The organism is Kitasatospora sp. NPDC057512, from assembly GCF_042802135.1.
In the GTDB taxonomy this organism is placed as follows: Bacteria; Actinomycetota; Actinomycetes; order Streptomycetales; family Streptomycetaceae; genus Kitasatospora.
The window spans coordinates 1-14,860 of sequence record NZ_JBHVET010000130.1 but is presented as its reverse complement, the minus strand read 5'-3'; the positions used below and the strand labels follow the sequence as shown (position 1 = coordinate 14,860).

The 14,860-nt window shown below is 74.2% G+C and carries 11 protein-coding genes and 1 pseudogene; 4 read left to right on the top strand and 8 right to left on the bottom strand.

The genetic code is table 11. The annotated features are described in order from the left end of the window. Positions 1–73: 73 nt before the first annotated feature. The 5 genes and pseudogenes from ACFU6K_RS11910 to ACFU6K_RS11890 form a co-directional block, all read right to left on the bottom strand. The gene (locus ACFU6K_RS11910) at positions 74–3,466 is read right to left on the bottom strand and encodes an SdrD B-like domain-containing protein (protein ID WP_380662420.1); all 3,393 of its coding nucleotides are present in this window, start codon (positions 3,464–3,466) and stop codon (positions 74–76) included. A gap of 222 nt (positions 3,467–3,688) precedes the next feature. Then, positions 3,689–4,846, bottom strand: a complete 1,158-nt coding sequence (locus tag ACFU6K_RS11905) for a LacI family DNA-binding transcriptional regulator (RefSeq protein WP_380662419.1) — start codon at positions 4,844–4,846, stop codon at positions 3,689–3,691. A gap of 29 nt (positions 4,847–4,875) precedes the next feature. Continuing rightward, the gene (locus ACFU6K_RS11900; protein ID WP_380662418.1) at positions 4,876–5,229 is read right to left on the bottom strand and encodes a DUF4229 domain-containing protein; all 354 of its coding nucleotides are present in this window, start codon (positions 5,227–5,229) and stop codon (positions 4,876–4,878) included. A 105-nt stretch (positions 5,230–5,334) separates the two neighbouring features. After that, positions 5,335–5,864, bottom strand: a pseudogene (locus ACFU6K_RS11895) (GNAT family N-acetyltransferase). A 106-nt stretch (positions 5,865–5,970) separates the two neighbouring features. Beyond that, positions 5,971–7,287 carry an MFS transporter gene (locus tag ACFU6K_RS11890; protein ID WP_380662417.1) on the bottom strand — a complete coding sequence of 439 codons (1,317 nt, stop codon included), beginning with the start codon at positions 7,285–7,287 and terminating at the stop codon, positions 5,971–5,973. Positions 7,288–7,407: 120 nt separating this feature from the next. Here ACFU6K_RS11890 and ACFU6K_RS11885 point away from each other — a divergent pair, with 120 nt between their 5' ends. Beyond that, positions 7,408–8,508 carry a helix-turn-helix domain-containing protein gene (locus tag ACFU6K_RS11885; protein WP_380662416.1) on the top strand — a complete coding sequence of 367 codons (1,101 nt, stop codon included), beginning with the start codon at positions 7,408–7,410 and terminating at the stop codon, positions 8,506–8,508. 404 nt (positions 8,509–8,912) lie between these two features. Here ACFU6K_RS11885 and ACFU6K_RS11880 read toward each other — a convergent pair whose 3' ends face one another. Then, a complete protein-coding gene (locus ACFU6K_RS11880; RefSeq protein ID WP_380662415.1) occupies positions 8,913–9,386 on the bottom strand; it encodes an ATP-binding protein in 474 nt (157 codons plus the stop codon). 653 nt (positions 9,387–10,039) lie between these two features. Between ACFU6K_RS11880 and ACFU6K_RS11875 the strand changes: the two genes are divergently transcribed. After that, positions 10,040–10,606, top strand: coding sequence for a sigma-70 family RNA polymerase sigma factor (locus ACFU6K_RS11875; RefSeq protein WP_380662414.1), 567 nt, complete (start codon positions 10,040–10,042; stop codon positions 10,604–10,606). Further along, a complete protein-coding gene (locus ACFU6K_RS11870) occupies positions 10,603–11,847 on the top strand; it encodes a zf-HC2 domain-containing protein (RefSeq protein WP_380662413.1) in 1,245 nt (414 codons plus the stop codon). The genes ACFU6K_RS11875 and ACFU6K_RS11870 overlap by 4 nt, the downstream gene beginning before the upstream one ends. A 26-nt stretch (positions 11,848–11,873) precedes the next feature. Here ACFU6K_RS11870 and purU read toward each other — a convergent pair whose 3' ends face one another. Together purU and ACFU6K_RS11860 are read right to left on the bottom strand one after the other, a co-directional pair. Beyond that, positions 11,874–12,737 carry a formyltetrahydrofolate deformylase gene (gene purU / locus ACFU6K_RS11865; protein WP_380662412.1) on the bottom strand — a complete coding sequence of 288 codons (864 nt, stop codon included), beginning with the start codon at positions 12,735–12,737 and terminating at the stop codon, positions 11,874–11,876. A 124-nt stretch (positions 12,738–12,861) separates the two neighbouring features. Beyond that, positions 12,862–13,296 carry a hypothetical protein gene (locus ACFU6K_RS11860; protein WP_380662411.1) on the bottom strand — a complete coding sequence of 145 codons (435 nt, stop codon included), beginning with the start codon at positions 13,294–13,296 and terminating at the stop codon, positions 12,862–12,864. Positions 13,297–13,551: 255 nt separating this feature from the next. On the opposite strand from ACFU6K_RS11860, the gene ACFU6K_RS11855 reads away from it, so the two are divergent. Beyond that, positions 13,552–14,853: an ABC transporter substrate-binding protein gene (locus ACFU6K_RS11855; protein WP_380662410.1), complete on the top strand. Its 1,302-nt coding sequence runs from the start codon at positions 13,552–13,554 to the stop codon at positions 14,851–14,853. Positions 14,854–14,860 lie beyond the last annotated feature (7 nt).

Below are 14,860 nucleotides of genomic sequence, written 5' to 3'. Positions count from 1 at the left end.
GCCGGTGGTCTGGCCGGCGGGCGCGGTCTCTGTCCTTCCTGTCCTTCACCTACGGGTGATCAGCCACCGCTGGTCAGCTGTGGCGGCCCCGACGGCGCCGGGCGACCACCGTGAACAGCACGCCGAGGCCCAGGGCGGTGGCACCGAGAGCGGCCGGCAGCAGACCGGTCCCACCGGTGTGCGGCAGCTCGCCGCCACCCCGGTCCGGGGACGGCCGCTGCGGATCCTGCGACGGCGCGCCGGGCTCACCCGTGCTCGGGGGCTCGCTCGACGACGGGCCGTTCGAGGGGCCGTCCGACGGCGAGGTCGAGTCCGTCGGTACCGGCGAACCGGTCGGTGAACCCGTGGGCGAACCGGTCGGCGTCGGCGAACCCGTGGGGGACGGCGAGTTCGTCGGAGTCGGCGACGAGGTCGGAGACGGGGAACCGGTCGGCGTCGGCGACGAGGTCGGAGTCGGCGAACCCGTCGGAGTCGACGTAGGCGTAGGCGTAGGCGTAGGCGTAGGCGTAGGCGTAGGCGTCGGCTCGTCCGCCACCACCAGCCCCAGGTCCAGCCCCAGGTCCCGGGCCCCGCCCGACAGCCGCACGGTCTGGGTGGTCCCGGTGGCCGGATCGGCGTCCGAGTCCCGCGCCGGGTCCTTCCCGGCGTGCCGCGTGGTGGCCCTGGTGCCCGCCGGAGCGGTCGTCAGGTCGAAGCGCACCGCGTACTCCCCGTCCGGCAGCTTGTCGAACAGGTAGTTCCCGTCCGCGTCCGTCACCGTGGTGACCGGCTTGCCCAGCTTGTCCCGGACCGGCTGTCCGGTCCCGTCCAGCAGCTCGACCCGGACGCCGGGGACCCCGTTCTCGCCGGGGTCCTGGAGGCCGTTGCCGTCGCGGTCGGCCCAGACGTGGTCGCCGAGCGCGTTGTCCGGCGGCGCGGGCGCCTGGACGCCGATGCCGACCTTGGCGGGCTCGGCCGGCAGCAGCGGGCTGCCGGTGGAGTCGGTGGCGGTGTAGGCGAAGCTGTTCCACGCGAAGTCGGCGTTGCCGGCGTCCACCGAGGCGACCATCGGCCAGGTCAGGGTGAACAGTCCGCCGGACGGCAGGGTGCCCGGCCGGCTGACCTTGAACCAGGTGGTGTTGCCCGGCCCGGGGAAGTCGGTGCTCCACTTGGCGTTCGCGTCGCACGGCCCGGGCACGGTGATCGGCCCGGTCGGGCAGGGGTTCGGCGAGGTGGTGTACTCGATCGCCACGGTCGGGTCGCTGGAGGTCAGCGGCCGGGTGAGCGAGGGCGTCCAGGCGGAGCCGCGCGGGACGTCCGGGCGCAGCAGGTAGGAGTCGCCGGGGGTGGGCAGCTTGTCGTACGCGACGAAGTCGGTGACCGGGTCCGGCGAGTCGTTGCGGACGGTCAGCCGGTAGGAGAGACCGCCGCCGGGCGTGGTGGTGCCGGTGGTGGCGTAGTCCTGGTCGAGGTCGCCCTTGACCTCCTTGAAGGAGCGCAGCACGGCCGGGACCTGCACCTCGACCCGGGAGGAGGCGTGGCACATCGTCTCGGTGGTGTTGCCGTCGCCGTCCAGGTCGTGGGTGTCCGGCACCCCGCTGTCGGTGCCGAAGTAGGAGCAGGTGACGGGTTCCCCGGCACCCTCGGTGGTGACGTACGCGTCGTTGGTGAGGGTCCCGGGCCGGGCGCTGCCGGCCACCTGGACGTCGATCAGGGTGCGGTAGGCCCGGTGGTCGTGGAGGTACGTCATGTCGGGCGCACCGGCGGGCCAGGTCAGCTTGAGCAGTTGGCGGCCGTCCGGCCCGGGCAGCACCTGGACGGAGCTCGGGGCGACGGACTCCGGGTAGGCGGGGTCGCGCCGGGCGCTGCCGTCCTGGTAGACGAGGCCGGGCGGCAGCAGGTCGTACATCACCAGCGGGGTGCCCAGGGTGCGGCCGGTGCGGTTGTACGGGGTGAGCTGGAAGGTCGCGATGCCGCCGGGGGCGAGGACCTCGCCGGAGACGGTGGTCTTGGCGGCGCCCAGGTTGGTGGCGGCGGAGACGGTGGTGTCGGCGCAGGCGTTCGCCGAGGCGGTGGCGCCGGTCGCGTCGGTGCCGGTCACGTCCACGCAGTTGTGCAGCGGGCCGGGCGCGGTGCGGCCGTCGTGGCCGGGGGTGACCACCTGGGCGAGCACCTGGACGGCGTTGCCGGGGCTCCAGCCGGTGGGGACGGGGCCGTTCCACTCGAAGCGCAGCCCGTCCAGCCGGCGGCCGGCCGGGATGCCGAGCACGTCGTTCGCCGGGTTCCCGGCGCCTTCGGCGAAGGTGATCCGGCGGCTGCCCGACCCGTCGAACGGCTTGCCGGGGGTGAAGGTCCGCCAGGTCGGGTCGCCGTCGAGCCGGTACTGGAGGGTGAGGCCGATGGTGGCGGGGTTCCAGGCCTCCAGCTGGATGGACTGGGGGATCAGCCAGTTGTAGAGGCCGGCGGTGGTGCCGCCGCCCGGGTCGGTCATCACCAGGCGGGTGACGGGGCCTGCGGTGTTGACGGCGTGGAGGCTGAAGGAGGCGATGTCGCCGGAGACGACCCGGTCCTGCCAGACCTTGGAGGCGGTGACCTGGATGCCGGTGGTCGGCGGCTTGAAGACCGGGGACACCGCGGTGGCGTCGGACAGGTCGCGCATGCCCTCGGGGCCGAGCGGGTCGCCCTGCAGGACCACCGAGTTGGTGGAGGTGGTGCCGCTGGGGAACGCCGGGTCGGGGTAGTTGACGACCAGGACGCCGGGGTTGCGGCAGCCGGCCTGGCCGTTGCCGGCCCGGAAGGCGCCGATGTCGAACACCCAGCGGTCGGGGTCGCCCGGGTCCTGGGTCCAGCCGGGCGAGCGGCCGGTGTCGACGACGGCGCCGGGCGGCAGGGTGTCGACCAGCCGGCTCGCGTCCAGGTCGACGTTGGGGACGCCGCTGGTGGAGCAGGCGCTGAACTGGTAGGTGACCGAGCGGCCGTCCTGGCTGCTGGTCTGGACGCCCTTGGTGACCTTGTAGTCGGGCTGGACGACGGCGCCGGTGGTGGCGGAGCCGGACTGCTCGGGCTCGCCGTCGGCGGTCAGGGTGGCCGAGTTGACGGCCTTGGTGCCGTTGGGGGTGGTGAAGTTGGGGAACCTGAGGACGACCTTGACGGTCGCGGTGGTCCCCGGGGTGAGGGTGAGGAGCCTGATGTCGAGGGTGCCGCCGACGGTGCCGGCCGCCGGGACGGTCGAGCCGGCGACGTCGACGGTGCTCGCGTCCGGGGTCCAGCCGACGAACTCCATCCCGGCCGGGAGGGTGTCGGTGATCCGGCCGTTGGCGCAGTCGGTGACGGAACAGGTGTAGCGCAGGGTGTAGGTGACGTTCTCGCCGGGCGCCGCCGTCGGCTTGTCCACCGTCTTGGTGAAGCCGACGGCCGCCTGGGCGGTCGGGACGGTGAGGGTGCCGGTGAGCAGCGTGCCCGCGAAGAGGCCCAGGGCGGTGGCCATCCGGCCCGCCTTGGACGAGGGTGAGGGTATTGATCGGAGCGTCCGCATCCTGGAATCTCACCCTCTGTTAATCCGAATGGAGGTACGGCGCGAGAGTAAATGAGGATTATTCACCCAATTGGAGCAATCCTGAACGTGCCCGAGGGCCATCTGTGAGCCACCTGAGGGCCATACGGGGGCAATCCGGACGGATCGGCGCCACTCGGCAGTGACGGACCGTGATCAGCGCGCCGAAGCCGTACCGGCCGGCGCCGTGGAGGCGCGCAGCACCAGCGAGGTGGCCAGCGGCGCGACCGGCGCCACCCGCTCCCCGCGCAGCAGGGCCGCCAGCGCGGCCGCGCCCGCCCGGCCCAGCTCCTCGCCGGGCAGGTCGACGGTGGTCAGCGGCGGGGCGAGCAGCGCGGCCACCGCGACGTTGTCCATGCCGACCACCGACAGGTCCTCCGGGACCCGCAACCCCAGTTCGGCGGCGGCCTGGTAGACCCCGGAGGCGACCACGTCGTCGTCGCAGAGCACCGCGCGCGGCCGGTCCGCCCGCTCCAGCAGCCGGCCCGCGACGGCCCGCGCGGCCCGATGGCCGTCGTTCAGGCTCACACCCAACTCCACCACGTCCAGGCCGAGTTCGCTGACGGCCTGCTCGAAGGCGGCCTGCCGGACCCGGAAGGTGTACGCGGAGTGGCTGGAGCGCAGCCGGCCGATCCTGCGGTGGCCGAGCGCGGCCAGGTGCTCGACCGCGGCGCGCATCCCGCCGGCCACGTCGAGTTCGACGGTCGGACGCGCCCGGTCGGTGCCGGGGTCGGCGTCCAGGAAGACGGCGGGGGTGTCGGCGGGCAGCTCGCCGAGTTGGCTGTCGTCCGGGGAGCAGATCAGCAGGCCGTCGAAGCGGCCCGCGGTGGCGGCCTCGGCGAGGGTGGCGCTGCCCCAGCCGGAGCTGACCACGACGGCCAGGCCGTTGCGGCCGGCCTCCTCGTGGACGCCTTCCAGCACCCGGCCGAAGAACGGGCCCTGGAGGTTCGGCACGGCCAGCAGGATCATCCCGCTGCGGCCGAGCCGCAGCTGGCGGCCGGCCGCCTGCGGGCGGTAGCCGAGGCTGCGGGCGGCCTCCCGGACCCGCTCCCGGGTCGCCTCGGAGACCCGTCGGCCGGCCTCGGCGCCGGAGAAGACCAGGGAGACGGTGGCCTGGGAGACCCCGGCGAGCCGGGCCACGTCCCGGCCGGTGGGCCGGCGGACGGGGGCCGGCCAGGTGCCGAGCGCCGCCTCGACGGGTGGCTGCTCGGCGGGCGACGGCTCGGCGGACAGCTGCTCGGCGGACGGCGGCTCAACGGGCGACGGCTCAACGGGCGACGGCTCGGACGGCACGGAGTCTCGGGTGGCGGGCACGACGGCTGCGCTCGCGGGCGGGGCCGGGGTCAGCTCTGGCCGGCGGTGGCCGCGCGGGCGGCGTCGTCGGCGGCGTCCTCCTCGGCGTTCTGCGCGGCGATCCGCTCGGCGGTACGGGTGCGCATCCCGGAGACCTTGCCGCTGATCTGCGCGGACATCTCGTCGCGCTGCCTGCCCAGCAGCGCGTAGCTGAGCGGCGCGGAGGCGACCGCGGCCAGCAGGAACAGGAAGATCATGCCGGCCTCACCGCTGACCGGGATGACCTGGAAGTGCCCGAGCAGCAGGGCCACCAGCAGGCAGCCGAGGAAGATGCTGACCCGCATGGAGGTGTAGCGGAGCGTGGCGTGCGACTTCTCCGGGCCGTTGCTGGTCACTCGACACATCCTTCGTGGTTGCGCTGGGGCAGGTCCTCCAGTCAAGCATGCCTGACAGCCGGAACGGGGCACGGGGCACCCGGTCCGGTCCGGACGGCCCGACCGGGGCGGGTGTCAGCGCAGGTCGAGCCACATGGTGATGTCGTCCCGGTCGTCCCCGGGGGCGACCCGGATCGCGGCCGGCACCCGGCCGACCTCCCGGTAGCCGCTGCGGGCGTAGAACCGTTCCAGCCCCTGGCCGCCGCGCGCGGTGAGCCGCAGCGACTCCAGGCCCCACTCCCGGGCCACCCGCTCGGCCTCGGCGAGCAGCCGGGCGCCGTGGCCGAGGCCCTGGAAGTCGGGGTGCACCATGACCCGCTTGAGCATCCGCCAGTGCTCCATGAGGTCGAAGCGCATCGACTCGAAGAACAGCACGCCGACCACCGGCCCGCGCCGTTCTCGTGGGCGACCAGCAGCCGGTCCGGGCCGTCCGGCGCGATCCCGGCGAACTGGTGGTCGGCGGTGTCCCAGACCTCCTCCTCGGTGACCGGCGCCACGAAGCCGACCGCCCCGCCGGCGTTGGTGACGTCGGCCCACAGCCGGACGATGTCCGTCCGCAGGTCGGGGTCGGGCTTCGGGTCCAGGGTGAAGGTCAGGGCGGCCATGGACCGGAGCCTAGACCTCCGGTACGACAACCCCACCGGGAGCACCAACCGTCACCGGAGCCCACGGGGCACCGGCCGTCACCGGAGCCCACCGGAGCACCGGCCGTCACGGGAGCGCCGGCACCGCCCGGTCGGTCCGTCCGGTGCGCAGCGCCAGGCAGAGCCCGACCGCGACCGCGCACAGCCCGCCGGCGCCGTACCAGGTGAGGTCGTAGTCGCCGAGCGCGTCGCGGGCCAGGCCGGCCAGGCCGGCGACGACGGCCGCGCCGATCTGGTGGGCGGCGAGCACCCAGCCGAAGACGATCGGGGCGTCCTCGCCGAAGTGTCGGCGGCAGAGCGCGACGGTCGGCGGCACGGTGGCCACCCAGTCCAGCCCGTAGAAGATCACGAAGGCGAGGATCGGCGGCTGGAGCGTGCCGGCCATCAGTTGCGGCAGCAGGAGCAGGGACAGGCCGCGCAGCCCGTAGTAGACGATGAGCAGCAGCCGGGAGTCGACCCGGTCGGTGAACCAGCCGCTGGCCACGGTGCCGACCACGTCGAAGACGCCGATCAGGGCGAGCAGGCTCGCGGCGGTGGTGACCGGCATGCCGTGGTCGTGCGCGGCCGGGATGAAGTGGGTGCCGACCAGGCCGGCGGTGGTGGCGCCGCAGATCGCGAAGGAGCCGGCCAGCAGCCAGAACGCCCGGGTGCGGGCGGCGTCCCGGAGCACCTTCAGCGAGCGGGTCAGGGCGCGGCCCTCGGCCACCGGCGCGGGCGGGGCCTCGGTCGCGCCGTACGGGAGCAGGCCGACGTCGGCGGGCCGCTCGCGCATCAGCAGCAGGACCGGGACGGCGACGGCGCTGGCGGCGAGCGAGACCACGACGACGGCCGAGCGCCAGCCGTGCTGCTCGACCAGCCAGGCGCCGACCGGCAGGAAGACCAGGTTCCCGGCGGCTCCGGCGGCGGTCAGCACCCCGGTGACCAGGCCCTGGCCGGCCTGGAACCAGCGGCCGGTGATGGTGGTGGCGAAGGCGCCGGCCATCGAGCCGCTGCCGAGGCCGACCAGCACGCCCCAGCAGAGCACCAGTTGCCAGGGCTCGCGCATCAGCATGGTCAGCCCGGCGCCGACCGAGATGGTCAGCAGCGCGCAGACCACCACCAGGCGCACCCCGAAACGGTCCATCAGGGCGGCGGCGAACGGGGCGGTGAGGCCGTAGAGCGTCAGGTTGACGGAGGTGGCGCTGGAGATCGTCCCGAGCGACCAGCCGAACTCGTTGTGCAGGGCGTCCATCATCAGGCTCGGCGTGGAGCGGAAGCCGGCCGAGCCGAGCAGGACGAGCAGGGAGACGGCGGCCACCACCCAGGCGTAGTGCACCCGGGGGCGCTTGGCCGGGGCGGGCGGTCCGGAGCGGGAGGTGGGGGCGAGGACACGGCGTTCGGTCACGCGAACGAGTGTTCCGGGCCGCCCGGCGCCGGACGAGTGGCCTGAATGACAGCTTTCGCAAGAATCGGGCCAAGGTCCGCAGTAGGCTGGCCCGGACCCACCGACGCCCGAGGGGACGGCATGGCACACCTGGTCGCGGTACTCGCCCTGGAGGGCGTGATCGCCTTCGAACTCGGCATCCCCGCCCGCATCTTCGGCGGCGCCAAGGACCCGGCCGGGCGGCCGCTGTACGAGGTGGCCACCTGCACCCTGGACGGGCGGCCGGTCGGCACCAGCGCCGACTTCCGGATCGTGGTCGACCACGGGCCCGAACTGCTGGAGCGGGCCGACACGGTGGTGATCCCGGCCTCCGCCGACTCCAGTCCGGCCGTCGCCGACGCCTGCTTCACCCCGGCGCTGGCCGCCGCACTGGCCCGGATCCGGCCCGGCACCCGGCTGATGTCGATCTGCACCGGATCCTTCGTCCTCGCCGCCGCCGGACTGCTGGACGGCCGCCCGGCCACCACCCACTGGCGCTACACCGAGCGCTTCGCCCAGCTGTTCCCCCGGGTGCGGCTGGACCCCGACGTGCTCTACACCGACGACGGCGACATCCTCACCTCCGGCGGGGTGGCCGCCGGGGTGGACCTCTGCCTGCACGTGGTGCGCCGCGACCACGGCAGCGCGGTGGCCAACGCGGTGGCCCGCAGCTGCCTGGTGCCGCCGTGGCGGGAGGGCGGCCAGAAGCAGTACGTGGAGGCCCCGAGCCCGGTGGACGCCGGCGACAGCGGCACCGCCGCGGTACGCGCCTGGGCGCTGGAGCACCTGGACCGGCCGCTGGCGCTGCGGCAGCTCGCCGACCGGGCGGGGATGAGCGTACGGACCTTCACCCGGCGCTTCCGGGAGGAGACCGGGGCCAGCCCCGGCCAGTGGATCACCACCCAGCGCACCGAGCGGGCCCGCCAGTTGCTGGAGCGGACCGACCTGACGATCGACCAGGTCGCCCGGGAGTCCGGCTTCGGCACCGCCGCCTCCCTGCGGCTGCAGCTGCGCGGCCGGCTCGACGTCGCGCCGAGTGCCTACCGACGCACCTTCCGCGCCCTCCCCGAGAGCGACACCGACACGGGGAGCGCCGTCGTCCACGGGAGCCCCGCCGTCCACGGAAGCCCCGCCGTCCATGGGAGCACCGCCGTCCACGGGAGCACCGCCGTCCACGGAAGTCCTGTCCGGCGCGCTTCCTGAGCAACACCTGGGAACAGCCCGCCCGGTGGCCGGATCCCGTCGCACGAGGGCGACGCATTGGATGGCGGCAGGCCGCGCGCACTGCGAGCACGGCACGGCAGGCCGCCATCCAACCGCGGCGCGCGAGCCCTGAGTCCGCGCCACACCCTCCGCACTCGCCGAGGAGCGGCCCGTGGCCGACCGTCCGCGATCCCCCCTGCTGGCACGAATCCCCTGGACAGCAGCACCGCGACGGTGGACGAACGTCCCCTCGGCGTCCCCTCGCAACGGAGCGCCGCACCCAAGAGTGATCAGTCGGATACGTCACGTCAATGGGTAGTCCGAAATTCGGAATGGTTGCGTCACCTTTCGGCCGGTGATCAGCACCGGCGATCGGCACGCGCGGACGGCCGCCGCGAAAGCCGCTATTGCGCCAAAGCCGCCCAGTCCACGTCGGCCAGCGGCTCGGCCGGGCGGGCGTCGCTGCCGATCTCGCACCAGACCCGCTTGCCCGAACCCTCCGGGTACCAGCCCCAGCGCTCGCAGAGCAGCTCGACCAGCTCCAGGCCGCGCCCGTTGGTCGCGTCCTCGTCCGCGCCCGCGTGCCGCGGGGCCGGGGGGGCCTGGCTCGCGTCGGCGACCTCCACCCGCAGCGGGGCGGCCGGGCCGCCCGCCCGCGGACCGTCGGCCACCGGCAGACAGAGCCGCAGCACGGCCGGACAGCCGGTGTGCACCACGGCGTTGGTCACCAGCTCCGAGACCACCAGCACCACCGTCTCGGCCATCGGCGCGTCCGGGTCCACCCCGTGGTTCAGCAGCCGCGAGCGCACCCACCGGCGGGCCCGACCGACCTCGGCGGGGTCAGCCTGCACCGCCAGCTGTACCTGAAGAACCTGCACCGCTCCACCACCCGCACTCGCAGTTCGGCTGAGTCCCGGTCGGGCCGGACCGGCCGGCGGGCCCGAGCCCGTCGCCCGGTGCCACCCGAGCCGTGCCCGGGCGCCCGCGCGATCCGTTCGCCCGCGCCCGTTCGTCCGCGCCGTCTCGTCGGTCGGGCACCGGCCGCGACACGAATACGCCTCAGGATGGGCGGGGGGACGGAGCGCAGCAAGCGCTTCGGGCATATTCCGGCGATCGGGCGACAGGGCAGTGCATACTGTCCCGCTCACGCTCGCGAGCCTCGTACCGGTGATCGTCCGGCCCGGGCCGACCTGCCGGTCCCGCGGTCGGGAACCTACCGCCGCGCGCCCCGGGCGCCCCGCCCGCCACTCGCGAACCACCCGTGCGACCTGTGTCCGACGGTGCTCGTACGGCGGCGCCGACGGACGCTCCCACCGACCCTGCCGTCGCATCGACCGACCGTCCCACCGACCGACCGTCGCACCATCCGACGATCCGGCCCCGGGGGCCGGCGGGCCGGGCCGGGGAGCACGTCCAGGAGGACGGCGATCCGTGGGGAACGGTTCCGTTCTTGCCGGAATCGCCCCCGGCGCCGCCCGGCCGCGGGATACCGTTGGGTACGCCAGCGAACCCGTCAGGAGGGTGGTTCCCGATGGCCACCCCGGAGCGGACCCCGCGCTGGGACGAGCAGTTGCAGCGCCGCCTCGCCCGCGGCGAGGAGACGGCGCTCGGCGAACTCTACGACCAGCTCGCGCCGATGGTGCACGGCCTGGCCGGGCGGATACTGGCCGACCAGGCCGCCGCCACCCAGCTCACCCGGGAGGTCTTCGCCCACGTCTGGGAGCACCCCGAGGACTTCGACCCCGCCCGGGGCTCGCTGCGCTCCTGGCTCGGCGCGCTGACCCACCACCGCGCGGTCGAGCGGCTGCGGGCGCGGCGGTCCGCCGAACACGCACCGGGCGCGGAGGCCGAGATCCGCGCCGTGGCCACCGCCGCGCGGATGCAGTACGTGGTCGACTCCCTGCCCCAACCCCTGCGTGAGACCATCGCGGTGACCTACTACGACGGTCGCACCTACCACGAGACGGCCCGGCTGCTCGGCATCAGCGAACAGGCCGCCAAGCAGCGGATGCGGCTCGGTCTGGAGCTGCTGGCCACCGAACTGGCCGAGGAGCGCGCCCGCCAGGACGGAATCGGGGACGGGGACGGGGAGACGTGAGCAGCACTGAGGAGCGGCACGACGCCCTGCGCTCGCTGCTCGGCGCGTGGGCCCTCGGCGCCTGCCCGGCCCGCGAGGCGGCCGAGTTGGAGCAGCACCTGCGCGACTGCCGGGAGTGCGCCGAGGAGGCGGCCCGGCTGCGCGAGGCGGCCGGCTGGCTCTCCCTGGACGAGCCGCTGGACCAGCCGGGCTCGCTGCGCCAGCAGGTGCTCGACTGGTGCCTGGCCCGCCGGCCGGCCGAACTGCCCGTCCCCGCCTGGGGGATGCCGTACACGGCGGAGACCGCCAAGCTCGACGCGCTGCTGCGCGACCTCGGCCCGGAGGAGTGGCAGGAGGTGGCCGAACTGCCCTGGCACGGCGGCACCGAGTGGCTGCGCCCGGCCGAGGTGCTCGGCCATCTGACCGCGGTGGACGGCTTCCTGGCGCTGGCGCTCGGTCTCCCCGACCCGGTGCCGGCCGCCCCGGGCCTGCCCGCCACGTGGGCCGGGCGGCGGGTGCCCCCGCAGGAGCCGGCCGCCGGTCCGACGGTGCCTCGTGTCCCGCCGCAGGGCGGCCCGTACGCCGCGATCACCGCGCGCACCGCCCAGCTGGTCGCCGACCAGCGCGGCCTGGCGCCGCAGTCGGTGCGCTCGCGCTGGCGGCGGCAGGCCCACGACCTGGTGCGCGGGGCCGCGCTCCGGCCGCAGGGCAACACCCCGGTCGACTACGGCTTCGCGGTGCTGCCGCTGCGCGACGCCTTCGTGGACCGCGCCTTCGAGTGCTTCGTGCACGGCGAGGACGTGGCCCGGGCGGTCGCCTACCCGTACGATCCGCCGGCGCCGCAGCACCTGCGGCAGATGGTGGAGCTGGTGGTCCGGCTGCTCCCCCGGGCGCTGGCCGGGCTGCGCGCGGCCCGCCCCGAGTTCGCCGGGGTGCCGGCCGCGCCGGCGGGCGGGGTCGGGTCGGCCCGGCGGGTGCGGCTGATGGTCGACGGCCCGGCGGGCGGCGAGTGGCTCGTCCCCCTCGACGGCGACGGCCTCCGCACCGACGGCACCGACGGCACCAAGAGCACCGACGGCAGCCACGGCACCGACCGCGGCGACCGCACCGAGCCGGTGGCCTCGATGGTGCTGGACGGCCTGGAGCTGTGCCAGCTGGCCGCGGCGCACCGCGACCCGGACCGGCTGCCGGTCGGCACCCACGGCGACCGGGCCGCCGTCCGCGAGGTGCTGCACGCGCTCCCGCTGCTCTCCAGGCCGTAGCGCCCGCCGTAAGCCCCGGACACGCCTCAGGCGAAGACGACCGTACGGGTCCCGTCCAGCAGCACCCGGTGCTCGCTGTGCCACTTCACCGCGCGGGCCAGCGCCTGGCACTCGACGTCCCGGCCGAGCGCGACCAGCTGGTCGGGGCTGACGTCGTGGGTGACCCGGGCGACCTCCTGCTCGATGATCGGGCCCTCGTCCAGGTCGGCGGTGACGTAGTGCGCGGTGGCGCCGATCAGCTTCACGCCGCGCGCGTGCGCCTGGTGGTACGGCTTGGCGCCCTTGAAGCTCGGCAGGAAGGAGTGGTGGATGTTGATCACCCGGCCGGAGAGCTCGGTGCACAGCTGGTCGGAGAGCACCTGCATGTAGCGGGCCAGCACGACCAGTTCGACGTTCTCCTCGGCGACCAGGTCGAGCAGCCGCTGCTCGGCCTCGGCCTTGGTGTCCCTGGTGACCGGGATGTGGTGGAAGGGGACGCCGTAGCTCTCGGTCAGGTCCTTCAGGTCGGTGTGGTTGGAGACCACCGCGGCGATCTCCACCGGCAGGGCGCCGATCCGGGTGCGGTAGAGCAGGTCGTTCAGGCAGTGCCCGAACTTGCTGACCATGAGCACGATCCGCATCCGCTGCTCGGTCGGGTGGATCTGCCAGTCCATGCCGAAGGAGGCGCCGATCGCGGCGAAGCTGGCCCGCAGCTTGTCGGCGGTGACCGGCTCGGGGGCGGAGAAGTGCACCCGCATGAAGAAGAGCCCGCTGTCGCCGTCCCCGAACTGCTGGCTGTCGATGATGTTGCAGCCGGTCATGAAGAGGTAGCTGGAGACAGCGTGGACGATGCCCTGCTTGTCGGGGCAGGACAGCGTGAGGACGTACTGGGCGCCGGCCGGCTGCTGCACTGGGAGTATCCCGTTCTAGGTCGTGACGTGCGTGGACGGTCCAGCGTGTCACATCCCGGACATTCGCCGTCCCGCTGCCCGTACTGCGGGACGGCGGCCGCTGCGGGACGGCGGCGCCCGGCGGTCAGACCTGGGTGAGGATGCGCAGCACGTCGAGCGACTTCGGCGGCGCGTCCGGGTCGTCCCCGTCGCCCACGGCCAGCGCGACGTGCGCCTCGCGGGCGGCCCGGACGGTCTCCGGCCAGCCGGGGTGGCCGAGGTAGGCCGAGGCGGGCGCGTCCGCACCGACCTCGTGCAGCATCTGCACGGCCCGCAGCACCGCGACGTCCACCAGCGCGGCCTCGGCGGCGTCGCGGAAGATCGTCCCGACGTACTTCTCGGCCGACCAGTGGTCCAGCCAGGTGTCCTCGACCAGCCGGTAGACGGCGTCGGTCACGTCGCCGTACCCCTCCCGGCCGGTCAGCCAGGCCTCCTGCTGGAAACCGGGGTCGGACAGCATGTGCAGCGCCGAGCGCATTCGGGCTCGCCAGCGCCACCAGGGCAGGTCGTTGAGCGGCATGCCGCCCATCGTGCTGGAGCGGTGGCCCGGACGAGAAGGGTTTCGGGTGGACCGATACGAAGAATCTGTGCTGGCGGACATGGTGAACGATCGTACGTTCCCCGTCTGTTCGTGCTCCACTCGCGATCTACACGCGTACCGCCCCGGATTTCGGCGGCCGTTTGCCGTCCGTTCGCACTTCGGCCCTCTCGGCTTGCGGCGCCGGGGCTTGGCTTGCTCCGGTGCGCCGGAGGGCGCCCCAGAGAGGGAAAACCGATGACCAGCCGAAGGGACTCCTTCCAGGCCCGTCCCCCGATCGTGCGACGCCGCCGCCGACGCCCGATCGCAGCCGCCGCCACCGCCGCGGTCCTGCTCCCCACCCTCTTCTCGGCCTCCGCGTGCGGCGGCTCGGCCGATGCTTCCACCAGCGGCAACGACCTGACCGTGATGACCTGGGCCCCGGCGGGCACCGGCTCCGCCGACCGCCCGGGGATGACGGCGCTCGCCTCCGCCATCGGCCAGGACGTCAACACCAAGGGCGGACTGAACGGCCACCGGCTGCGCGTGGTCACCTGCAACGAGCACAACACCGTGGACGGTGCCCGCGCCTGTGCCCAGCAGGCGGTGGACGCCAAGGTGGTCGCCGTGATCGGCTCGTACAGCCAGTGGGGCGAGGCGTTCATGCCGGTGCTGGAGCGCGCCGGCATCCCGCTGATCGGCGGCTACGGGCTCTCCCAGCCGGAGTTCTCCAGCCCGCTGTCGTACCCGGTGGACGGCGGCATGCCGGCGCTGATCGCGGGCAACGGCCGCCAGCTGGTGGACGCCGGCTGCAAGTCCGTCGCCCTGGTCCGCCCGGACACCCCGGCCGGCGACAACCTGCTCGGCTACCTGGGCACCGCGCTGCGGCCGGCCGGGATCAGGCTGACGGACGTCAAGGCGCCCGAGCAGTCCTCCGACTACACCCCGGTGGTCCGCAAGGCGATCGGCAAGGACGAGCCGGGCACCTGCGTCACCAGCGCCCTGGCCGCCGAGCCGACCGGCAACCTGCTGGACTCCTACCGGCGGCTGAACCCGAAGAACACCCGGATCGCCTCGGTGATCGGCAGCGTCCAGCAGTCGGTGGTGGACTCCACCGGCGGCGACTCCGGCCCGCTCGGCGGCGCCTACGTCACCAGCTGGTACCCGCCGGAGTCGGCCAAGATCTGGGACGGGCTGCGCGCCGTGGTGCGCACCGACACCACCAACGGGCACCCGATCGACGTCTCCGACCCGGGCGTGCAGACCACCTGGGTCGCGTACGAGGTGTTCCGGACGGCGGTGCAGAAGCTCGCGGAGGCCGGCAAGCCGGTCTCCGCGAAGGCCGTCTCCTCGCTGCTGGACGGCGGCGAGGTCATCGACGTCGGGATCACCCCGCCGCTGAACTGGGGCACCACCAACATGCTGCCCAGCAGCGGGTCGCCGCGGCTGGTGAACACCTGGGTCACCTACCAGGCGGTCAGGAACGGCCGGATGACCCTGCAGCAGCCGGGCTTCGTGGACATCCGCTGGACGCTCACCGGAGGCCGTCCGCCGGCCTGACGCGCGC